At 72.3% G+C, this 21103-nt stretch carries 22 protein-coding genes; 13 read left to right on the forward strand and 9 right to left on the reverse strand.

What is annotated here, in order from left to right:
- Positions 1 to 3: 3 nt before the first annotated feature.
- The 3 genes from CP980_RS12505 to CP980_RS12515 are packed head-to-tail and all read right to left on the reverse strand — an operon-like array spanning position 4 to position 2947.
- Positions 4 to 1281, reverse strand: coding sequence for a CpaE/TadZ family protein (locus tag CP980_RS12505; RefSeq protein ID WP_150528181.1), 1278 nt, complete (start codon positions 1279 to 1281; stop codon positions 4 to 6).
- Positions 1282 to 1288: 7 nt separating this feature from the next.
- Positions 1289 to 1990: a Flp pilus assembly protein CpaB gene (gene cpaB / locus CP980_RS12510; protein ID WP_099889739.1), complete on the reverse strand. Its 702-nt coding sequence runs from the start codon at positions 1988 to 1990 to the stop codon at positions 1289 to 1291.
- A gap of 39 nt (positions 1991 to 2029) precedes the next feature.
- Entirely contained in the window at positions 2030 to 2947 is a 918-nt protein-coding gene (locus CP980_RS12515) for a hypothetical protein (RefSeq protein WP_132756361.1), read from the reverse strand.
- A gap of 383 nt (positions 2948 to 3330) precedes the next feature.
- Between CP980_RS12515 and CP980_RS12520 the strand changes: the two genes are divergently transcribed.
- Both CP980_RS12520 and CP980_RS12525 read left to right on the forward strand, forming a co-directional pair.
- Positions 3331 to 5025, forward strand: coding sequence for a chitinase (locus tag CP980_RS12520; protein WP_150528182.1), 1695 nt, complete (start codon positions 3331 to 3333; stop codon positions 5023 to 5025).
- 124 nt (positions 5026 to 5149) lie between these two features.
- The gene (locus CP980_RS12525) at positions 5150 to 6487 is read left to right on the forward strand and encodes a M14 family metallopeptidase (RefSeq protein WP_150528183.1); all 1338 of its coding nucleotides are present in this window, start codon (positions 5150 to 5152) and stop codon (positions 6485 to 6487) included.
- A gap of 60 nt (positions 6488 to 6547) precedes the next feature.
- On the opposite strand, the gene CP980_RS12530 is transcribed toward CP980_RS12525, so the two are convergent.
- Together CP980_RS12530 and CP980_RS12535 are read right to left on the reverse strand one after the other, a co-directional pair.
- Positions 6548 to 6958 carry a RidA family protein gene (locus tag CP980_RS12530; RefSeq protein ID WP_132756355.1) on the reverse strand — a complete coding sequence of 137 codons (411 nt, stop codon included), beginning with the start codon at positions 6956 to 6958 and terminating at the stop codon, positions 6548 to 6550.
- Complete coding sequence (locus CP980_RS12535; RefSeq protein ID WP_150528184.1) at positions 6955 to 7731, reverse strand: IclR family transcriptional regulator; 777 nt, start codon at positions 7729 to 7731, stop codon at positions 6955 to 6957. The genes CP980_RS12530 and CP980_RS12535 overlap by 4 nt, the downstream gene beginning before the upstream one ends.
- A gap of 142 nt (positions 7732 to 7873) precedes the next feature.
- Between CP980_RS12535 and CP980_RS12540 the strand changes: the two genes are divergently transcribed.
- The 3 genes from CP980_RS12540 to CP980_RS12550 are packed head-to-tail and all read left to right on the forward strand — an operon-like array spanning position 7874 to position 11774.
- On the forward strand, positions 7874 to 9154 hold the full coding sequence (locus CP980_RS12540; RefSeq protein WP_150528185.1) for an amino acid deaminase: 1281 nt from the start codon (positions 7874 to 7876) through the stop codon (positions 9152 to 9154).
- A 13-nt stretch (positions 9155 to 9167) separates the two neighbouring features.
- Positions 9168 to 10739 carry an N-acyl-D-amino-acid deacylase family protein gene (locus CP980_RS12545; RefSeq protein ID WP_150528186.1) on the forward strand — a complete coding sequence of 524 codons (1572 nt, stop codon included), beginning with the start codon at positions 9168 to 9170 and terminating at the stop codon, positions 10737 to 10739.
- A 24-nt stretch (positions 10740 to 10763) separates the two neighbouring features.
- On the forward strand, positions 10764 to 11774 hold the full coding sequence (locus CP980_RS12550; protein ID WP_132756347.1) for a YdcF family protein: 1011 nt from the start codon (positions 10764 to 10766) through the stop codon (positions 11772 to 11774).
- 163 nt (positions 11775 to 11937) lie between these two features.
- Here CP980_RS12550 and CP980_RS36555 read toward each other — a convergent pair whose 3' ends face one another.
- On the reverse strand, positions 11938 to 12171 hold the full coding sequence (locus tag CP980_RS36555) for a GNAT family N-acetyltransferase (protein WP_150528187.1): 234 nt from the start codon (positions 12169 to 12171) through the stop codon (positions 11938 to 11940).
- Positions 12172 to 12272: 101 nt separating this feature from the next.
- Between CP980_RS36555 and CP980_RS12560 the strand changes: the two genes are divergently transcribed.
- Positions 12273 to 12458 carry a hypothetical protein gene (locus tag CP980_RS12560; protein ID WP_099889746.1) on the forward strand — a complete coding sequence of 62 codons (186 nt, stop codon included), beginning with the start codon at positions 12273 to 12275 and terminating at the stop codon, positions 12456 to 12458.
- Between the two features lie 193 nt (positions 12459 to 12651).
- Complete coding sequence (locus CP980_RS12565) at positions 12652 to 13098, forward strand: nitroreductase/quinone reductase family protein (RefSeq protein ID WP_132756345.1); 447 nt, start codon at positions 12652 to 12654, stop codon at positions 13096 to 13098.
- Between the two features lie 6 nt (positions 13099 to 13104).
- Here CP980_RS12565 and CP980_RS12570 read toward each other — a convergent pair whose 3' ends face one another.
- On the reverse strand, positions 13105 to 13581 hold the full coding sequence (locus CP980_RS12570; RefSeq protein WP_150528188.1) for a macro domain-containing protein: 477 nt from the start codon (positions 13579 to 13581) through the stop codon (positions 13105 to 13107).
- Positions 13582 to 13671: 90 nt separating this feature from the next.
- Positions 13672 to 13929 carry a hypothetical protein gene (locus CP980_RS12575; protein ID WP_150528189.1) on the reverse strand — a complete coding sequence of 86 codons (258 nt, stop codon included), beginning with the start codon at positions 13927 to 13929 and terminating at the stop codon, positions 13672 to 13674.
- A 331-nt stretch (positions 13930 to 14260) separates the two neighbouring features.
- On the opposite strand from CP980_RS12575, the gene CP980_RS12580 reads away from it, so the two are divergent.
- Positions 14261 to 15472, forward strand: a complete 1212-nt coding sequence (locus CP980_RS12580) for a pyridoxal phosphate-dependent aminotransferase (protein ID WP_150528190.1) — start codon at positions 14261 to 14263, stop codon at positions 15470 to 15472.
- 90 nt (positions 15473 to 15562) lie between these two features.
- Positions 15563 to 15967, forward strand: coding sequence for an SCO4983 family protein (locus tag CP980_RS12585; RefSeq protein ID WP_150528191.1), 405 nt, complete (start codon positions 15563 to 15565; stop codon positions 15965 to 15967).
- Positions 15968 to 16017: 50 nt separating this feature from the next.
- Here CP980_RS12585 and CP980_RS12590 read toward each other — a convergent pair whose 3' ends face one another.
- Complete coding sequence (locus tag CP980_RS12590; protein WP_132756335.1) at positions 16018 to 16440, reverse strand: hypothetical protein; 423 nt, start codon at positions 16438 to 16440, stop codon at positions 16018 to 16020.
- Positions 16441 to 16583: 143 nt separating this feature from the next.
- Here CP980_RS12590 and CP980_RS12595 point away from each other — a divergent pair, with 143 nt between their 5' ends.
- Genes CP980_RS12595 through CP980_RS12610 form a run of 4 tightly spaced genes read left to right on the forward strand, consistent with a single transcriptional unit; the run spans position 16584 to position 21103 of the window.
- Positions 16584 to 17669: a substrate-binding domain-containing protein gene (locus tag CP980_RS12595; RefSeq protein ID WP_132756333.1), complete on the forward strand. Its 1086-nt coding sequence runs from the start codon at positions 16584 to 16586 to the stop codon at positions 17667 to 17669.
- An 11-nt stretch (positions 17670 to 17680) separates the two neighbouring features.
- Positions 17681 to 18868, forward strand: a complete 1188-nt coding sequence (locus CP980_RS12600) for a toxic anion resistance protein (protein ID WP_150528192.1) — start codon at positions 17681 to 17683, stop codon at positions 18866 to 18868.
- Complete coding sequence (locus CP980_RS12605; RefSeq protein ID WP_150528193.1) at positions 18865 to 20481, forward strand: substrate-binding and vWA domain-containing protein; 1617 nt, start codon at positions 18865 to 18867, stop codon at positions 20479 to 20481. Before CP980_RS12600 ends, CP980_RS12605 begins: the two co-directional genes overlap by 4 nt.
- Positions 20468 to 21103 carry a hypothetical protein gene (locus tag CP980_RS12610; RefSeq protein WP_229906941.1) on the forward strand — a complete coding sequence of 212 codons (636 nt, stop codon included), beginning with the start codon at positions 20468 to 20470 and terminating at the stop codon, positions 21101 to 21103. Before CP980_RS12605 ends, CP980_RS12610 begins: the two co-directional genes overlap by 14 nt.

A 21103-nucleotide genomic window follows, 5' to 3' on the forward strand; every position in this document is an offset into this window, starting at 1 on the left:
CCGTCAGCCCTCCCGGCCGCGGCGCAGCCGCGCCACCGGGCCCGCGGCCCGTACGGCCAGGGAAGCGCCCGGGGCCCCCGCGGCCGCGGCTTCGGGCTCCCCCTCGGACGGGGGTGTCAGCAGGCCGAGTTCGCCGGCCAGCGCCCACAGCGCCTGCTTCACGGTGGAGCGGTTGTCGAGGTCCTGCACCCGGCCCGCGTCCACCACCGCCTGGAGCTCCTTGAAGGCGGCCGGGACCGGGGTGCGCGTGACCCGCGTCTTGGTGATCTGCCCGATCAGGGCGGGCTGGATCTCCGTGTGCTTGCTCCAGCGGTTGACCACCATCGTGGTGTCCTCGGCCTTGCGCACCTGGAGCCGCTCCCACATCCGCACCAGCCGCTTGGCCGCCCGTACGCAGACCACGTCGGGCGTGGTGACGAGGACGGCCACGTCCGCCGTCTCCACGGCGGCCGCGTTCGCGCCGGTCACCTGGGAGCCGCAGTCGATGACGACGAGCTCGTACCGGCCGCGCAGGGCGCCGACGACGTGCCGGGCGGCGCGCTCGTCCACCTCCTCGCCCCGTTCGCCCTCCGCCGGGGCCAGCAGCAGCGCGAGGCCCGTGCGGTCCTCGTACACCGCGTCCTGGAGCACGCGCGGGGAGATGTCGTGGATCCCGGCGAGGTCGGCGATCGAGCGCCGGAACTGCACGTCGAGGTACGAGCCGACGTCGCCGGCCTGGAGGTCCATGTCGACCAGGGCGGTACGCCGCCCCGAGGCGGCCGCGGCCAGCGCGAACTGCACGGCGGTGAAGGTGGTGCCGACGCCGCCCTTGGCCCCGGTGACCGTGACCACCTTGCCGCCGGGCCCGGTGAACACGTCGGCCCCCCGCCCCAGGTGGCGGCGTACGCCCGCGGACCACTGGGCGGCGGCCTGGACGCGGGCGGCGAGCTCCTCGTACGCCAGCGGAAGCCCGATCACACCCCGCGCGCCCGAGTCCATGGCGGCGGAGAACACCGCGGGCCCGGCGTCCGAGGAGACCAGCACCACGCCCACCGCCGGGAAGCGCAGCGCGACCTCGCGGATGAGGTCGAGCGCGGGCACCGGCCCGATCCGCTCGTGTACGAGGACCACCTCGGGCAGCTCGTCGATCGACTCGGCGGCCAGCCGCCCCAGGGTGTCGAGCAGGGTCGTGGAGTCGGGGACCGGGGCGCCCGGCTCGGCGGCCGGGAGCTGGCTGAGGAGGGAGGAGATGGCGCGGGCGGCGTCCGGGTCGGCGGCCGCGGGGAGGATTCGGGTGGTCATCCGGGCCTCACTTGTCCCCGTCGAGGGTGTACGTACGGTCGCCCGGGCCGGGCGCGGAGTCGGTGCCGGGGGCCACCAGGGCCAGGCGTACGTGCTCCGCGAAGGACTCGGCGTACGCGACGCGCTGGGTGTCCTTGGTGTTCAGGGCGAAGGTGATCGGGACCGCCTCGGCGGGGCCCTTCTTGTCGCTGTCCTTGTCGAGCGCGGTGAGCTTGCCGACGTTCAGGACGCGGGCGTTGGCCACGATGATCACCGAGCGGGAGGGCTCGGTGTCCTTGGCGCCCTTGAAAGTGGCGATGATGTTGACCTTGGCGCCGGAGTAGATCTTGCCGGCCACGCCGGTGGCCGCGTCGATCATGATCGCGATCTCCTGCTCCCCGGGCTGGAGCTGCGGTTTGTCGACGAACATGCCCGCCTGGAGCAGGGAGCCCTTGCGCAGGGTGGTGAGCGTGATCTTGTCCTTGAGCTGTCCGAGGTCGGTGACGGCGGTGTCGGACAGCCAGCGCTTGGGGATGGAGACTTCCTCGAACTGGCCCGCCGACAGCGGGCTGTACGGCGCGATGTCGCCCTTGGCCCGATAGGCGGTGACCTCGGCCCCGACCTTGGAATTGACGTCGCCGATCACCACGAGGACCCCGCCGAACGCCGCGAGGGCGCACAGGACCGACAGGAGCAGCAGGATGACGCCGCGGCGCTGGCGTGAGTTCATGAGCCGTACTACCTCGCCGTTCTTCGATCGATCAGCCGGTCAGTGTCTAGGTCCGGGGACGCCGGCGAAGGCCGGCGGTGTCGTCCGCTCCCCGCTCCCGGCCGGCGGCGGGGCGGCCAGGGGTGCGGCGCAGAAGCCGCAGCGGTCGCCGATCAGTTCGAGGCCGCACCAGTGGCACTCCTCACGGCGGACGGAGGCGACCAGCTGGTAGAGCACGGACGGGTCCGGGATGGCGGCGGCGAACTCGACCAGCTTCGCCGTGGCCCACCACAGGGGCGAGTCGGCGGGGAGCGGGTTCTCCATCACGCCCTGGACCCGCCAGGCGGGGGCGAGTTCGGCCGCGACCCAGTCGGAGGAGAGCTGGCCGCGCGCGAAGGTCAGGTGGGTGGCGTACGCCGGGCCCGGCGGCAGCGCGGAACCCCCGGCGTGCGCGCCGCCCCCGCCGGAGCCGGTCAGCCTGGCCAGGTACGGGGTCGGGTGGGCCAGTACGGCGAACTGCGCGCCCGGCGACCAGGAGCGGGCGTGCGCCTTGAGGCCGACCGGGACCCGGTCCAGTTTGGCGACCGAGCCCAGCAGGGCCCCGGCGTGGATGTAGTGGGACAGCAACCGGGCGGCGGAGGCGATGACCCCGGGGCTGAAGTCGCAGACGCTGAGCTGGCGCAGCTGACGTACCAGCAGGGCCGTGGCCAGCGGCGGCAGGTCGATGTCGAGGAGGGCGATCCGGTCGGTCTCCAGGATGGCGCGCACGGTGTGCAGCCGCTGGACGGTGGCGGTCGGCAGCCAGGGCGGCACGAGGGCCACGAGGTGGCCGTGGCGCTCCAGCAGGGCGCTCGTCTCGGCGAGGGCGCCCGCGAGGTCGAGCTGTCCGGGCGGGTGCAGGACGACGGCCGGCGGTGTGTGCCGGTCGGGGGCCGGCAGCACCAGATCGGCGCTGGTGACGGCAATGGCGGTCGGCACGCGAATCCCCCTGTTCACCCCGTACGCCCCATACGTCGGCGCCGCCGTCGCGTACGCGCACCCCTGCGCGACCGCAAACGATCGGCGCCCTTCCCCCCTTGCCCCAGCACCATATCCGCGTCGTCCCTGGCAGGGCAGGGCCTTGGGAATTCCCGTACCGGCGGCCCCGGTCACAGGTGGCGGGAAACCCGGACATCCGGGATCGGAGGGCCAATCAATTCAAGCCACATTGCAAAGGGTCTTGACAGGGAGATTGGTCTGGACCAACTTGGGCCCCACGCCGCGACGTTCCCTCCGGGCCTCCCCCACCCACGGCCCCGGGTGCGTTCGTCCACCTGTTCCACCTCCCCCTTCACATCCCCTTCTCCCCCCACGGAGACCACGTGAACCGCATACGCTCGCTCGCCCTGCTGGGCGCCGCCACCCTGACCGCGGGCGGCCTGACCGCCCTCGCCGCCGGCACCGCGCAGGCCGCCGACGTCAACGTCGTCCGCAACGGAGGCTTCGAGTCCGGCCTTGCCAACTGGACCTGCACCTCGGGGAGCGGCTCCGTCGTCTCCTCGCCCGTCCACGGCGGGGCAGCCGCCCTCAAGGGCACTCCGGCGGGCCAGGACAGCGCGCAGTGCAGCCAGACCGTCACGGTCAAGCCGAACTCGACGTACACGCTCAGCGAGCAGGTGCAGGGCTCGTACGTCTACCTCGGCGTGACCGGGACCGGCACGCAGGACGTGTCCACCTGGACCCCCGGCTCGGGCGGCGGCTGGCAGCAGCTCTCCACCACCTTCACCACGGGCCCGAACACCACCCAGGTCACCGTGTGGACGCACGGCTGGTACGGGCAGCCGGCCTACGTCGTCGACGACTTCAGCGTCTTCGGCCCGGACGGGGGCGGCGGCACCGACCCCGGCCCGTCCGTCCCCGGCGCCCCGGGCGGGACCGCTGTTTCCGGCCAGAGCACGAACGGGCTCACCCTTTCGTGGAACGCGGTCAGCGGGGCGACCGGCTATTACGTCTATCAGGACGGCGTCCGCGTCAAGACCGTGACCGCGTCCCCCGCGCAGCTCACCGGGCTCGCCGCGGCCACCTCGTACTCCTTCCAGGTGAGCGCCTACAACGCGGCCGGCGAGGGCCCGAAGTCGGCGGCGGTGACCGGTACGACGACCGGCGGGGGCAACCCGGACCCGAACCCCTCGGTGCCCAGGCACGCGCTGACGGGCTACTGGCAGAACTTCAACAACGGCGCGACCGTCCAGAAGATCTCCGACGTCCCGTCCCAGTACGACATCATCGCGGTCTCCTTCGCCGACGCCACGGCCACGCCCGGCGCCATCACCTTCAACCTGGACTCGGCGGGCCTCGGCGGCTACACCGTCGCGCAGTTCAAGGCCGACGTCGCCGCGAAGAAGGCGGCCGGCAAGTCCGTCATCCTCTCCGTCGGCGGCGAGAAGGGCACCATCTCGGTGAACGACTCGGCCTCCGCGAACAACCTGGCGAACTCGGCGTACGCCCTGATGCAGGAGTACGGCTTCAGCGGGATCGACATCGACCTGGAGAACGGCCTCAACCCGACCTACATGACGCAGGCGCTGCGCTCCCTGTCCGCCAAGGCGGGCTCCTCGCTCGTCATCACGATGGCCCCGCAGACCATCGACATGCAGTCGACGGGGGGCGGCTACTTCAAGACGGCCCTGAACATCAAGGACATCCTGACCGTCGTCAACATGCAGTACTACAACAGCGGCTCGATGCTCGGCTGCGACGGCAAGGTCTACTCGCAGGGCTCGGTGGACTTCCTCACCGCACTGGCCTGCATCCAGCTGGAGGGCGGGCTCGACCCCTCGCAGGTGGGCATCGGCGTACCGGCCTCGCCGAGCGGCGCGGGCAGCGGGTACGTCTCCCCGACCATCGTGAACAACGCGCTGGACTGCCTGGCCAGGGGCACGAACTGCGGGTCCTTCAAGCCGTCGAAGACCTACCCGGGGCTGCGCGGCGCGATGACCTGGTCGACCAACTGGGACGCCAAGGCGGGTGGCGCTTGGTCCAACTCGGTGGGTCCGAAGGTTCACGCCCTGCCCTAGGCGGTACGTGTGGGGGTGGCCGTCCCGGAAATGTGGCCGGTTTGCAGTTCTTGACCGGGACATGCCATAAGAGCACGCTGTGCGCGTCCGCACGGCTACCCCACACTCCCACCCAGGAGAACGCATGCGGCTCCACACACGACGCAGGGCCGCCGTCACGGCGGCCCTGCTCGCTCTCGCGCTCGGCGCGCCCGCCTACGGCATGAGCGCGACGGCGGCACCGCCCCCCACCCCCTCGACGGCCACCCAGGACGAGGCGATCGCCCAGTACGAGGTCAAGGGCCCGGCCACGGCGGCCGAACGAACGGCCCTGCTCCGTACGGGCGTCTCGATCGACGAGGTCGACGCCCGCTCGGTCGTCGTCAGCGCCGACCCCATGCAGGCCAAGGAGCTGCGGGCGCTGGGCTACAAGCTGACCGCGCTGCCCGGGCCCCCCGACCGCTCCGAGCGGGGGGTCGCGGCGACCCCGATGGACTTCCCGTCCAAGGACTCGATGTACCACAACTACGCCGAGGCCAACGCGGAGATCGACCAGCGCATCGCGCAGTACCCCTCGATCATGAGCAAGAAGGTGATCGGGAAGTCGTACCAGGGCCGGGACATCGTCGCCATCAAGATCAGTGACAACGTCGCGACCGACGAGAACGAGCCCGAGGTGCTCTTCACGCACCACCAGCACGCCCGCGAGCACCTGACCGTCGAGATGGCGCTCTACCTGCTCAAGGAGTTCGGCTCCAAGTACGGCACCGACTCGCGGATCACCGACATGGTCAACGGCCGCGAGATCTGGATGGTGCCGGACCTCAACCCGGACGGCGGCGAGTACGACATCGCGACCGGCTCGTACCGCTCCTGGCGCAAGAACCGGCAGCCGAACGCCGGCTCCTCGTACGTCGGCACCGACCTGAACCGCAACTGGGACTACAAGTGGGGCTGCTGCGGCGGCTCCAGCAGCAGCAAGAGCTCCGAGACCTACCGCGGCGCGGCCGGCGAGTCGTCCCCCGAGGTGAAGGTGGTCGCGGACTTCGTGCGCAGCCGCGTGATCGGCGGCAAGCAGCAGATCACCGCCTCGATCGACTTCCACACGTACAGCCAGCTGGTGCTGTGGCCGTTCGGGTGGACGTACAACGACACGGCGCCGGGCCTGACCGCGGACGACCTGGCCGTGTACAAGACCATCGGCACGAGCATGGCCCGCAGCAACGGCTACACGCCGGAGCAGTCGAGCGACCTGTACATCACGGACGGGACGATCGACGACTGGCTGTGGGGCAACCAGAAGATCTTCACGTACACCTTCGAGATGTACCCGTCCGAGTCGGGCAGCGGGGGCGGCTTCTACCCGCCCGACGAGGTGATCGAGCGCGAGACGTCGCGCAACCGCGACGCCGTGCTGCAGCTGCTGGAGAACGCGGACTGCATGTACCGCTCGATCGGCAAGCAGGCGCAGTACTGCACGTGATCCGGGACCGGATCGGGGCGCCCCACCGCCAGGGGGGCGCCCCTCGCCGTGCCTACGGCCTCATCCGAGGACGGCGAGGGCGTCGATCTCGATGAGCAGGCCGGCGGGCAGGCCCACGTAGACCGTGGTGCGGGCGGCCGGGGCCTCCTTCAGGCCCTGCTGCTCGAAGTAGGCGTTGTAGAGCTCGTTCATCTCGGCGAAGTGACCGGTGTCGGTCAGGTAGACGCGGATCATCATCACGTCGTCCCAGCCCGCGCCGCCGGCCTCCAGTACGGAGCGGACGTTCTCCAGCGTCTGGAGGGTCTGCTCGCGCAGGGTCGGGCCGGCGGGCGTGGGCGCCTGGCCGTCCACGTGCGGGAGGAAGCCGACCTGGCCGGCGACCTGGAGGATGTTCCCCTTGCGCACGCCGTGCGAGAAGCGGGCCGGCGGGGTGGTGTGGGTCTCGGGGGTGATGGCGGTCTTCTCGGTCACGGGGTGTCCTCGTCGTGGTGTGGGGCGTGCGGGGAGCCGGAGTACTCCCGGCTGATGGTGTCTGCGGTGCGCCGGACCAGGGGGAGCAGTTCGAGCAGTTCCCCGGCGGTGACGACGACGCTGGGCGCCGAGACGGACAGGGCCGCGACGGCCCGCCCGTCCGGCCCGCGCACGGGCGCGCCGAGGCAGTTGACCGACTCCTCGTGGCCGCCGAGGTCAGTGGCCCAGCCCTGTTCCCGTACGAGGGACAGCTCGCGCAGGAAGGCCTCCGCGTCGGGGGTGGAGCGGGCGGTGTGGCGGGGGTATTCGATGCGCTCGGCGAGGGCCCGCCGCTCGGCTTCGGGGAGGTCGGCGAGCAGCAGTTTGGCGACGGCGGCGACGGTGAGGGGGACGGGCCGGCCGATGCGGGAGTACATGCGGACGGGGTAGCGGCTCTCCACCTTGTCGATGTAGACGACCTCGTCGTCCTGGTGGAGGGCCAGGTGCACGGTGTGGCCGGTGAGGCGGTTGAGCTCGACCAGGTGGGGGTGGGCGACGGCGCGGACGTCGAGGTTCTCCACGGCCTCGGCGGCGAGCGCGATGAGCTGGGCGCCCAGGCGGTACCGGCCGTCGTTCTGCTGGCGGTAGACGAAGCCGTGCTCGTGCAGGGTGCGCAGGAGCCGCAGGGCGGTGCTCTTGTGGACGCCGAGCTCCTCGGCGACCTCGCCGAGCCCCGCCGGACCCCGCGCGAGCAGCGGCAGGATCCGCAGCGCCCGCTCCACCGACTGGCTCACGCCGTGCCCTTCCCTGCCGCCGTCGCCGTTCGGAACCCGTGCGCGTGGCCGCCCGTTGACCCCTCGTACGCAGGATGCTAGACAGCAAGCGGCACAACACGCAACGGGCGTTGCAGAGCATGCAACGCGAGGAGGAATCCGCATGGGCAGCGACGCAGTCCGACGGCTCGCCGACGAACCGCTCGACCACCGGTTCAAGGGGCTGCCGCCCGACGCCCAGCGGGCGGGCCTCACCGTCGGGCAGCTGGCCGCCGAGAAGCGGGACCTGTACGGCGGCGGGTTCACCACCCCCGTACTGACCCTCGACGCCGAGGCGCTGGAGCACAACCTCACCGCCCTCGGCGCGTACGCCGCCCGCCACGGCCTCGCCTTCGCGCCCCACGGCAAGACCTGCATGGCCCCGCAGCTCTTCGAGCGCCAGCTGGAGCACGGCGCCTGGGGCATCACCGCCGCCGTCCCCCACCAGGCCCGCGTCTACCGCGCCTTCGGGATCCGGCGGATCTTCCTCGCCAACGAGCTCGTCGACCCGGCGGCGCTGCGCTGGGTGGCCGCCGAGCTCGCCGCCGACCCCGGCTTCCGTTTCGTCTGCTACGTGGACTCGGTGCGCGGGGTCCAGCTGATGGACCGGGCCCTGCGAGGGCAGCCCCAGGTCGTCGACGTCGTCGTCGAACTCGGGGCCGGCGAGGGCGCCCGCACCGGCGCGCGCACCGACGAGGACTGCCGGGCCGTCGCCGACGCCGTGGCCGGGGCTGCGACCCTGCGCCTGGTCGGCATCGCCGGGTACGAGGCCGAGGTCCCCGGCGCCGACCCGGAGTCCGTACACGCGTACCTGCGCCGGATGACCGCGCTCGCCGTCGAGTTCGACCGGGCCGGGCGGTTCGCCGCCGATCTCGACGAGATCGTCGTCAGCGCCGGCGGCTCCGCCTGGTTCGACGCCGTCGCCGACGTGTTCGCCGAGCTCCCGGAGCTCTCCCGGCCCGTGCTCAAGCTGCTGCGCTCGGGGGCGTACGTCTCCCACGACCACGGCTGGTACACCCGCCTCACCCCCTTCAACCGGGTCCCGGAGGAGGGCGGTCTGCGCCCCGCCTTCCGGCTCTGGACGCAGGTCGTCTCCCGCCCCTCCCCCACGCAGGCCTTCGTCAACGCCGGCAAGCGCGACATCGCCTACGACCTCGGCCTGCCCGAGGCCGAGCTGGTGCGCGACGCGCTGACCGGCGAGGAGCGCCCGGCCACCGGGGTCCGCGTGGTCAAGCTGTCCGACCAGCACGCCTGGCTGGAGACCGACTCCGAACAGGACGTACAGGTCGGGGACTGGGTGGCGCTCGGGATGTCCCACCCGTGCACGATCTTCGAGAAGTGGCCGCTGATCCCGGTCGTCGAGGCCGACGGCACGGTCACCGACTACGTCCGCACCTTCTTCTAGCCGAGCCGGGCAGGTGGACCTGGTCATCCGCGGGGCCCGCGTCGTCGACGGCACGGGCGGGCCCTCGTACACCGCCGACGTGGGCGTCCACGAGGGCCGCATCGCCGAGATCGGCCGGATCCGCTCCGGCGGCCGGCACACCGTCGACGCGTACGGGCTCGCCCTGGCCCCCGGCTTCGTCGACATGCACGCCCACAGCGACCTCGCCCTGCTCCGCGATCCGGACCACAGCGCCAAGGCGGCGCAGGGGGTGACCCTCGAAGTCCTCGGCCAGGACGGGCTCTCGTACGCGCCGGTCGACGACCGGACGCTCGCCGAGGTGCGGGCGGCCGTCACCGGCTGGAACGGCACGGGCGAGGACATCGACTTCGACTGGCGCGACGTGGGCGGGTACCTGGACCGGCTCGACCGCACCGGCATCGCCGTCAACGCCGCGTACCTCGTCCCGCAAGGCACCGTCCGCGCGTACGCCCTCGGCTGGGAGGACCGCCCCGCCACCCCCGCCGAGCTCGACCGGATGCGGACGCTGGTCGCCGAGGGCCTCGCCCAGGGCGCGGTCGGCATGTCGTCCGGGCTCACCTACACCCCCGGCATGTACGCGTCCGGCGCCGAACTGACCGGGCTGTGCCGGGTGGTGGGCTCGTACGGGGGCTACTACTGCCCGCACCACCGCTCGTACGGGCGCGGCGCCCTGGCCGCCTACGCCGAGATGGTCGCCCTGGCCCGGGAGGCCGGCTGCGCGCTGCACCTCGCGCACGCCACCATGAACTTCGCGGAGAACGAGGGCCGGGCGGACGAGCTGCTGGCCCTCCTCGACGAGGCCCTCGCCGCCGGGGCCGACATCAGCCTCGACTCCTACCCGTACACCCCCGGCTGCACCACCCTCGTGGCGCTGCTGCCGAGTTGGGCCAACGAGGGCGGTCCGCGGGCCGTGCTGGCCCGGCTGCGCGACGACGCCGAGTCGGAGCGGATCCGGCACGCGCTGGAGGTGACCGGGGCGGACGGCTGCCACGGCGTCCCCGTCGACTGGTCGACGATCGAGATCGGGGGAACGGCGGACCCGGCGCACGGGGCGTACGTGGGCACGCGGTTGCGGGACTGGGAGAGCGCGCGGCGGCTGCTGCTGGCGGACCGGCTGGGACCCACGGTCCTCCAGCACGTCGGCCACGAGGAGAACGTCCGGGCGATCATGCGCCACCGGGTGCACACCGGCGGCTCCGACGGGATCCTCCAGGGCGCGAAACCGCATCCGCGGGCGTACGGGACCTTCCCGCACTACCTCGGCCACTACGTGCGCGAGCTCGGCGTGCTCTCGCTGGAGGAGTGCGTGGCCCATCTGGCGGGCCGCCCGGCGGCCCGACTGCGGCTGGCGGAGCGGGGGTTGGTGCGGGCCGGGTACCGGGCCGACCTCGTGCTGTTCGATCCGGACACGGTGGCGGCCGGGGCGACGTACGAGAACCCCCGCGTGCTGCCGAGCGGCATTCCGCACGTGCTGATCGACGGCCGGTTCGTGATGCGGGACGGGCGCAGGACGGAGGTCCTGGCGGGGCGGTCGGTCCGCAGGACTCCGTACCGGGGCCGTTGACGGCTTCCGCCTACGATGGGCGGCATGCTCGCCTTCGTCCCCGCCGCGCTGTTTTTCGTCCTCTTCTGCGTGAGTGTGCGGGAGGACCGCCGGCGCTTCCGGAACGCGGTCCTCCTGGGCCTCACCCTCATGTGCGGGTCGATCGGCCTGCTGTTCCAGATACCCGGACTGCCGTCCCCACTGGACGCGATCGCGGTCCTGCTGGTGCTGGTCGTGCCGACCCTCGGCACGCTCGTCCTCGGCGGCTACCTGATCCGCAACGGCCTGACGATGCTCCGCAAGGAGGGCCGCAGTCCGACCAACATGCTGTCCATGGCGGCGGGGCTGGGCATCTTCGCGCTGATCGCGCTGGTCCTCGGGGTGGCGGGGCGGGGCTCCCGGACCCTGGACACGGTGGTGGCGGGCCTCGTCATGCTCGTCGGTTACGTCTCCTTCCTCTTCCTCTGCTTCCTCGCCTACGCCTTCCTGTACGGGCGGATCACGGTGCGCGGGGACGTCGACTACGTGGTGATGCTGGGCTCCGGGCTGATCTGCGGCGAGCGGGTGCCGCCGCTGCTGGCGTCCCGGCTGGAGAAGGGCCGGCAGATCCACGCCGCCCAGGTGGCCCGGGGCGGGCGGACCCCGCTGCTGCTGGTCTCGGGCGGGCAGGGGTCGGACGAGAAGCTCTCGGAGGCCCGGGCGATGGCCGACTGGCTGATCGCGCGGGGCGTCCCGGAGGAGCAGATCCGGCTGGAGGACCGCTCGGCCACGACGAAGGAGAACCTCGCCTTCAGCCGCACGATCATGGCCGGTGCGGACCCCGGCTACCGGTGCGTGGTCGTCACCAACAACTTCCACGCCTTCCGGGCCGCGATGACGGCCCGCGCGGCCGGGGTCAACGGCCAGGTGCTCGGCTCCCCGACGGCCACGTACTACTGGCCGAGCGCCACCCTGCGCGAGTTCGTCGCGGTGTTCTGGGAGCACAGGACCGTGAACCTGAGCATCTGCGCCGCGATAGCGGCCGTGACGGCCTTGGCGGCGGTCGCCACGGCTTAGGCCGTTCAGGCCGTGTCTTCGGGGGTGCGGGGCCGCGCGCGGGGGCGGCGGTCCAGTAGCCGACCTCCGCGGACGCGGCTCCGGGGGCGGCGCCCTTGAGGACGACCTGGCCCAGGATCCGCCCCCCGTCCCCCACGGCCACGGCCTCCCGGCCCGCCCCGGACTACACGACGGCGAAGGCGAAGCGGCTGCCCGTCTCCCATCCCTCCTGCTGCTCGCGGACCCACCGCGCCGCGCTCGCCTCGTCGCGGACGTCGGCGCGGGCCCAGCGGCGCAGGGCCTCGTCCCGGTACGCCTCCACCAGGTCGGCGGCGTCGGACGGCCGCCACCGGCGCAGCAGGAGGGCGGGGGCGGTCGGCGTGGCGGCGGCCTCCAGCCGCGGAACGATCTCGTCCATGGGCCGAGGGTAGGGGTCCGAAGTGCGTTCATGGCGATGCCGCCGGAGGATGAGGGGACCGGGGGCCAGGAAACCGGGGGCGATTGCGAGGAGGTATCCCGATGGACAGTGAATCGGGCCAGCAGCCCAAGCGGCCGGCGAAGCTCTTCAGTGGCGGGGAACGGCCGTACGACCCTGAGGACCTCGTGATGGTGCAAGGCATGGAGCCGACTCCGGAGCGGCTCGAAAAGGCGCGCCAGCTGATCGAGAAGGAGGGGCCGCAGGTCATCGAGCGCTACCTGCCCTGACGGGGCGGTGGCACGCACGAGGCTGCTGGTGGCCCCGACCGCGGGCGCCGTTCCCGGGCCGGGGCCGCGCGGGCCGTCGCGAAGGGCTGCCGTCGGCGGCGGGAGCCCCGACAGGTGTGCTCGCGGGCGGCCGCATCCAGAATCGGCGAAGGATCGTTAAGCCGCGCGGGGGTCTGATTTCGGAGGCACCGCCATGCAGACGATCACCATCGACTGGGACCACCCCGCCGACCCGCGCCGGAGCCGCGAGCGGGACCACGTACGGGACTACGTGACCACCGGCGGACTCGACGGCCACCTGTGGCACGGGGTCCCCACCCTCCTGCTCACCACGCTCGACCGGACCACGGGCCGGACCTCCCGGACCCCGCTGATCTACGTCGAGGACGCCGGCCGCCACATCGTGCTCGCCGCCGACTGGGGCGCCGCGGAGCACCCGGCCTGGTACCGGAACCTGACCGCCCACCCGGAGGTCCGCCTCCAGGTCGGCGCGGCCGTCTTCCAGGCCGAGGCCCGCACCGCGTGCGCGGTGGAGCGCGAGGTCTACTGGCCCGCGATGACGGCCCTGTGGCCCCTCTTCGAGGACTACCAGGCGGCCGCCGCCCCGCGCGAGATCCCCATGGTGATCATCGGCAAGTAGCTCCGCTCAGGCGTGGTCGTAGACGGTGACGGCCACGCCCCGGGCGCACAGGGCCCCGCCGATCAGCGGTTCGACGCGCTCCCACTTCCCGCCGGCCAGCCCGCAGCCGATGCGCGGCATGTGCACCGAGGCGCCCAGGCCGAGCGCCTCCCCGCCGAGCGCCGCCAGGCAGCGCTCCAGCGCGTCGTAACGGATGGGCGGGCCGCCGCTGCCCGTACGTATGCCGCGCTGGGCGACCATGTTGGCCACCCAGGTGTCCGGCCGCACCTGGACCAGCCGCAGCGCGCCGAGCCCGAAGTCGTTTCCGCTGCGGCTCCGGTGCCACGCCCGGTAGTCCCGCTCGGGCTCGGGCCAGCGCTTGGAGAGCGCCAGCACGAAGCCCTTGCCCCAGCCCCCGATGTCGTTGCACACGTGCGCGATCACCTTCGGCCCCTTGGCCTGAGGACTGGTCGCGTCCCCCGCGATGATCCGTAGCTCCTTCATGTCCCGCCCCTTCCCCCTGCGACGAGCCTAGGCGCGGCCACTGACAACGGCCCCGGCCCCCGGCAACGGCGCCCGGCCGGGGGCTCGGGGTCAGAGGTATTCGCGGGCGAATTCCATCGCCCACTCCACCGCCGCGATCGGGACGCTGCCCGACAGGGGGTCGATGCTCAGCCGGGCGACCTCCCAGCCCTGGTCGTGCTCGCGGTGGATCGCGAAGTGCGCCTCCTCGGCCCACCCGGCGCCCTCGCCGCCCGCCCCGCCCCGCGGTGCCACCAGGAACTCGATCGCCCGGTCGTCACCGTCCGTGCCCTCCGTACGGATCGCCATGTCGCCGACCGTGAACTCCACCGCTGTGCCCCCACCTTCTCGCGCCTTCGACCCTCCGTCGGGTCAAGCCTGCGCCGGGGCGGCGCCACGACGCATGAGTGCGCGTACTCATGCCCGTACTCAGGCCCCGTACGCGCCCCCCGGGCCCGCCCCCCGACGTGACGAGTGCAACACCACGGATCCGGCGCCGTCCGGATCCACGTATTCCGCAGGCCGCATCGCGTCGGTGGCCGCCGTTTCGAAGGGCGGACCGGGCCGCCACCGTCCCATCATGCGAAACGGGACATATCCCTCCCCCACTCCCGTCCGGAATACCTCGGCGGACCGGCCGCGCGGCCCGTAAGCTCCCGTCATGCAGGTGATCCAGTCAACGAAACTCGCCAACGTCTGCTACGAGATCCGCGGGCCCGTGCTCGAAGAGGCCATGCGGCTCGAAGCAGCAGGTCATCGCATCCTCAAGCTGAACACCGGCAACCCCGCGGCCTTCGGCTTCGAGTGCCCTCCGGAGATCCTTGAGGACATGCTCCGCAACCTGGGCAACGCCCACGGGTACGGGGACGCGAAGGGGCTGCTCTCCGCGCGCCGCGCGGTCATGCAGCACTACCAGACCAAGGGCATCGAGCTGGACGTCGAGGACATCTACCTCGGCAACGGCGTCTCCGAGCTGATCCAGATGTCGATGCAGGCGCTGCTCGACGACGGCGACGAGGTGCTGGTCCCGGCCCCGGACTACCCGCTGTGGACCGCTTCCGTCAGCCTGGCCGGCGGCACCGCCGTGCACTACCGCTGCGACGAGCAGTCCGACTGGATGCCGGACCTCGCCGACATCGAGCGCAAGGTCACCGACCGCACGCGCGCGATCGTGATCATCAACCCGAACAACCCGACCGGCGCCGTCTACGACGACGAGATGCTGCGCGGGCTCACGGACATCGCCCGCCGCCACAACCTGGTCGTCTGCTCCGACGAGATCTACGACCGGATCCTCTACGACGGCGCCACGCACACGAACACCGCCGCCATCGCACCCGACCTGCTGACGCTCACCTTCAACGGGCTCTCCAAGAACTACCGCGTCGCCGGCTACCGGGCCGGCTGGATGGCGGTCTGCGGGCCCAAGAAGCACGCCTCGTCGTACATCGAGGGCCTGACGATCCTGGCCAACATGCGGCTGTGCGCGAACATGCCCTCGCAGCACGCCGTCGCGACCGCCCTCGGCGGCCGGCAGTCGATCGAGGACCTGGTCCTGCCGGGCGGGCGGCTGCTGGAGCAGCGCGACACCGCGTACGACCTGCTGACGCAGATCCCCGGCATCACCTGCGTGAAGCCCAAGGGGGCGCTGTACCTGTTCCCGAAGCTGGACCCGGCCGTCCACAAGATCAAGGACGACCGGCAGATGGTCCTCGACCTGCTGCGGGCCGAGAAGATCATGGTCGTGCACGGTACGGGCTTCAACTGGTCCGAGCCCGACCACTTCCGCATCGTGACGCTGCCGAACGCCAAGGACCTGGCGGACGCGGTGACCCGGATCGGGAACTTCCTGGACGGGTACGGCCAGCCGTAGCGGGCCCGGCGGCAGTCGTTGCCGGATCGAGGACAACTTTAGAACCGATCCAATGTAGGATGGCCTCCTGACCACGCAGGAGGCCTCCTCATGTACGAGCCGATCCGCACGAAGCCGGTCGTCCACCGTGTGGGCGGTCACCACTCCGACAGCCACGCGGGGTACCCGCAGAGCAGCCGCGGCGAGGCGCTGGACATCCAGCTCGCCGGGCACCTGGCGGCCCTCCTCGCCGTCACCGACGAGCTCGGCCTCGACGGCGCCGCCGCGCGGATCGCCGCGCAGGTGGCCCGGCTGCGGGGCACCGACCCGGTGCGGGTGGCCCACGCCGACACCGCGGATGCCGGTGAGCTCGCCGCCCTGCACCAGCGGGCCCACGACCTCGCCGGACGGGCTCTGGTCGTCGCCGCGTCCCGCGCCGACACCACCGTCGCGATCCTCGCCGCCGAGCGGATGGACGCCCACGCAGCCGCGCTGAACCTGGCCGGCAGCCACTGATCGGCCCCGGTCCGGGGCCGCGGAGGCTCCGGACCGGGTGCCATGCCTTTCTATGGGGTCGTCGTGAAGTCCGCGGCCGCCACCCCGCACCAGGGGACGGTGGACGCCGGCCAGATCGGCCCCAGCGCCTCGGCGCGCTCCCTGGCGGTCGGGGCCACGTTCGGGAGTTTCACCAGGGCCTGGGGCGAGCGGCCGGCGGCCGGGTCCCGGTCGGCCTTCTCGCGGAACTCCACCGTGACCACGTACGCGCCCGTGCCCTCGGGGCGGCCCGAGACCTCCACCGTCGCCACCACGCGGCGGCTGCCCGGGTCGATCCGGCAGCCGGTGACCCGTACGTCCTCCACCGCCGGCCGCGGCGGCGCCGCGCCCGGCTCGCCGCTGGCCCACACGTACAGGCCCAGCGGGGCGAACACCAGCAGGCCGGCCAGGACCGTCAGACCGACCGCCCAGCCCTGCCACTTCAACGCGCTCACGCCCATGGGACGATCCTCCCGGCCCGCCGCCCCGCCTGCCAGCACCGGCCGATCCACACAGCATTTCGAAGTGGGACCGCCTGGACACCTGACGTTCATGCAACCTGACGCGGAACGTGGGTTTCCGCGAGCACGCTGCACCCGTGAGACGCATCCTAGGAATCGCACTGGCGGTCCTCCTCCTCGGCGGCGTGATCGCCGTCGCGCTCGCCGGAGGAGAGGACGAGCCGCCCACGGCAACGAAGACCGTGAAGGGCGTCATCGGATCCGAGAAGTCCGAATACTTCCGCGACCCCGACGTCGTCAAGGCCCTGGCCGACAAGGGCTACACGGTGAAGACCGAAACGTCCGGCTCCTGGGCGATGGACCAACTCGCCCTCAAGGACTTCGACTTCGCCTTCCCCGGCAGCAGCGAGCCCGCACCGGAGATCGAGGCCGCGGCCGGCGTCAAGGGGGCGCAGACCACCAAGCCGTTCTTCTCCCCGCTCGTGGTCATCGCCCGCTCCAACGCCGCCAAGGTGCTCGTCGACAACGGCCTCGCCACGACGAACGGCAAGAACTCGGGGACCCTCCTCATGGGCCCCTACCTCAAGGCGGCCGCCGAGGACCGCAAGTGGCAGCAGCTGTCCGGCTCCGCCGCCTTCGCCGAGCTGACCGGCACGGTGTTCATCAAGACCACCGACCCGACGACCTCCAACTCCGGGGCGCTGTTCCTGGCCGCCACCTCCAACGTCGCCAACGACAAGACGGTGGTCTCCGACGAGGCCGGGATCGACCGCACCGCGCCCCTGATGCAGAAGCTGATCCGCGTCCAGGGCGCACTGGAGCCGAGCACCGACGACCCCTTCCGGGCCTTCATCTCCGGCAGCGGCGAACCGCTCATCCTGGCGTACGAATCGCAGGTGGCCTCCCTTCTCCAGCAGAAGCCCGGACCGGGGGCCACCGACGGCATGGTGGTCCTCTACCCGGACACCACCGTCAACTCCCCGCACACCTTCGTGCCGATCAGCGAGAAGGCCAAGGAGCTCGGCTCCCTCCTCGCCAACGACCCGAAACTGCGCGAGCTGGCCGTCCGGCACGGGTTCCGGCCGCAGAACGGCGTGGCCGAGTTCACCGCGGCCACCGCCGCGCACGCCGCGTACCTCAACCCGGAGCTGACCGGCATCCGCCAGGTCAGCGCACCGACCGTCAAGATCCTCATGGCGCTTGCCGCGCGCGCCAAGAGCTAGGGGGCCCACACATGACGCTGACACCACCGCAGGACGGCCCGCTCGTCCTCACCGCCCCCGAACCCGTCTCCCCCGTCGAGCGGGAGCAGGCCTCGGGCCTCGTCCCCCTCCAGGACGGGGTGCGCGAGGAGATGGCCCGCCGGGCCGGGGAGTACGTCGGCTCGCTCGCCGGGGTCGACACCCGCTCCCCCGAGTTCGCGAGCCGGATCGGGGAGATATCCGCACTCGGCGCCGGCGACATCCGCAACGCCGCCCAGCAGTCCAACCGGATGCTGGACCGGGCCGTACGGTCGCTGGGCACCGACGGGGGCGGCGACGCCCAGGCCCGCGTCGCGGGCTCCCTCGTGGAGCTGCGCCGCACCGTCGAGGACCTCGATCCGCGGGACACCCCCGCCAAGGGGGCCCGCAAGCTGCTCGCGAGGCTGCCCGGCGGCAACAGGTTCCGCGACCACGTGGCCAAGTACGCCTCCTCGCAGGCCACGCTGAACGCCGTCGTGGGCGCGCTGCGCAGCGGCCAGGACGAGCTGCGCCGCGACAACGCGGCCCTGCACACCGAGCGGGCCCGCCTGTGGGAGACCATGGGCAAGCTCCAGGAGTACGCCGTCCTCACCGAGGCCCTGGACACCGCCGTCGAGGAGCGCATCGAACAGATTGGGCGCACGGATCCGCAGGCTGCCGACGTGATGCGCGCCGACCTGCTCTTCCCGGTCCGGCAGAAGCGGCAGGACCTGCTGACCCAGCTCGCGGTCTGCGCGCAGGGCTACCTGGCGATGGACGTGGTCCGGCGCAACAACGACGAGCTGATCAAGGGCGTCGACCGGGCCGCCATCACCACCGTGTCCGCGCTGCGCATCGCCGTGATGCTGGCCTCGGCCCTCGACAGCCAGCGCGCGGTGGTGGAGCAGGTCAACGCCCTGAGGGGCACGACCGAGGAGCTGATCCGGGGCAACGCGGACATGCTGTCCACGCAGAGCGGCGAGATCCAGCGGATCGCGGCCGATCCGGCGGTGGGCGCGCAGACGCTGCGCTCGGCCTTCGCGCAGATCTACGAGACGCTGGACGCCATCGACACGTTCAAGGCGCAGGCGACCGAGAACATGGCCGTCACGGTCGAGTCCCTGACCGGGGAGCTGCAGACCGCCTCGGCGTACCTGGCCCGTACCCGCACCGCGGGTGTGCTGGAGGGTGGGCAGCGATGAGCGTGCGCGGCGCATCGGTGCGCGGACGGCTGGCGGCGGCGGTCGCGCTCGCCGCGACCTTGCTCGGGGCTTCGGCCTGCGACTCCGGCTCTCCGGATCCGGCGAAGCCCACCCGGTCGGCGTACCAGGAGGGCAAGCTGCGCGTGCTGGCCTCCAGCGAACTGGCCGACATGGAGCCGGTGCTGAAGGCGGCGAAGGCCGCCACCGGGGTCGGCGTCGAGTTCACCTGGTCGGGCACCCTGGACGCGGCCGAGCAGGTGGCCTCCGGGAAGGCCGACGGCAAGTACGACGCGATCTGGCTGTCCTCCAACGACTATCTGCGGCTGCGCCCGGAGGCCGCCGGGAAGCTCAGCAGCGAGACGCCGGTGATGTCCTCGCCGGTCGCGCTGGGCGTGCGGGCGGACGCGCTGGCCCGGCTCGGCTGGAAGCCGGAGGAGGTGACCTGGTCGACGGTGCACGAAGCGGTCGCCGCCGGGAAGCTGACGTACGGGATGACCGATCCGGTGCGCTCCAACTCAGGTTTCTCCGCGCTGATCTCGGTGGCCTCCGGGCTGTCGGGCGCGCAGGCGGCGCTGACCGACGCGGACGTGAGGACGGCGCAGCCCAAGCTGAAGGAGTTCTTCGCCGGGCAGAAGCTGACCTCGGGCTCCTCCGGCTGGCTGGCCACCGCGTACGCCAAGCGCGGGGACGTGGACGCTCTGGTGAACTACGAGTCCGTGCTGCTGTCCATGAACCGGGACGCGAAGACGGACCTGACGGTGATCCGGCCGCGCGACGGGGTGGTCACCGCCCACTACCCGCTGACCCTGCTGACCTCCGCCCCGGCCGGGGCGCGCGAGTCGGGGCGGGCGCTGACGGACTACCTGAGCGGGGCCGAGGCCCAGAAGGCGATCACCGAGAAGACCTTTCGCCGGCCGGTGGCGGCCGGGGTTCGGCCGGCGGCCGGGCTGAACGCGGACAAGCGCCGCGAGCTGCCGTTCCCGGGCACCCGCTCGGTCGCGGACGGGCTGCTGGCCTCGTACGAGAACGAGCTGCGCCGGCCCTCCCGGACGGTGTACGTGCTGGACACCTCGGGCTCGATGGAGGAGGACGACCGCATCGGGCGGCTGCGCTCGGCGCTCACCGAGCTGACGGGGACGGGCGATTCGGGGACCGGGCAGCGGTTCCGTGACCGTGAGGAGGTGACGCTCCTGCCGTTCGGCGACAAGGTGAAGAAGGTGCTGACGCACGTCGTCGAGCCGGGCAACCCGGGGCCCGCGCTGGACGCGATCCGGGGCGATGTGACATCGCTGCGGCCGGAGGGGGGTACGGCGGTGTACGGCAGTCTGAAGGCCGCGTACGAGCACCTGGGCAAGGGCAACGCGGACGCGTTCACCTCGATCGTGCTGATGACGGACGGGCAGAGCGGCGACAAGGCGAAGGACTTCGACTCCTTCTACGCCGGGCTGCCGGACGCGCAGAAGCACACGCCGGTCTTCGCGGTGCTGTTCGGGGACTCGGACCGCAAGGAGCTCACGCACATCACCGAACTGACCGGCGGGCGGCTCTTCGACGCCACCGACGGCAACGGCTCGCTGGACGGGGCCTTCGAGGAGATCCGTGGCTACCAGTAGATCCCTCGCGAGAAGGCTCGGCGCGCGTCTGCTCGCCTACGCGGAGTCGAAGAAGAACCTGGCCGCCAGCGCCTGCGGGGTGGCCGGGCTGGGCCTGACCGTCACCGGGGCGGCGGGTACGTACTGGCCGGTGGTCGTGGCGGGGCTGTACGCGGCGGGCGCGCTGATCGCCCCGCCGGAGCGGCCGGCGCCGCCGCCGCCCGGGGGCCCCACCGAGCAGCTCAACGACGTCCGGGAGCGGTTCGGACGGCTGCGGGAGTACGTGGCCGAGGTGGACCTGCCGGATCCGGCCGACGGCCGGCTCGCGGAGCTGATGGAGCTGTACGGGGCGCTGCTGGAGCCGGGGTGGGTGGCCGATGTGCTGGCCGCCGACCCGGAGTCGGTGCACGCGCTGTCGCGGGCGATCGAGCTGGACGTGCCGGAGTGCGTGGACACGTACAACCGCACGCGCTGGTGGACCCGGCTGACGCCGGGCGGTGAGTCGCCGGAGCGCCACCTGGAGCGGCAGCTCTCGCTGCTGTACGAGGAGGCGGAACGCCTGACGGCGGACCTCCGCGAAGCAGAGGTCCGCCGTCAGCAGACGCACACGACCTACCTGGAGGAGCGCGGACAACACTCCTGA

Source organism: Streptomyces vinaceus, assembly GCF_008704935.1.
Lineage (GTDB): Bacteria > Actinomycetota > Actinomycetes > Streptomycetales > Streptomycetaceae > Streptomyces > Streptomyces vinaceus.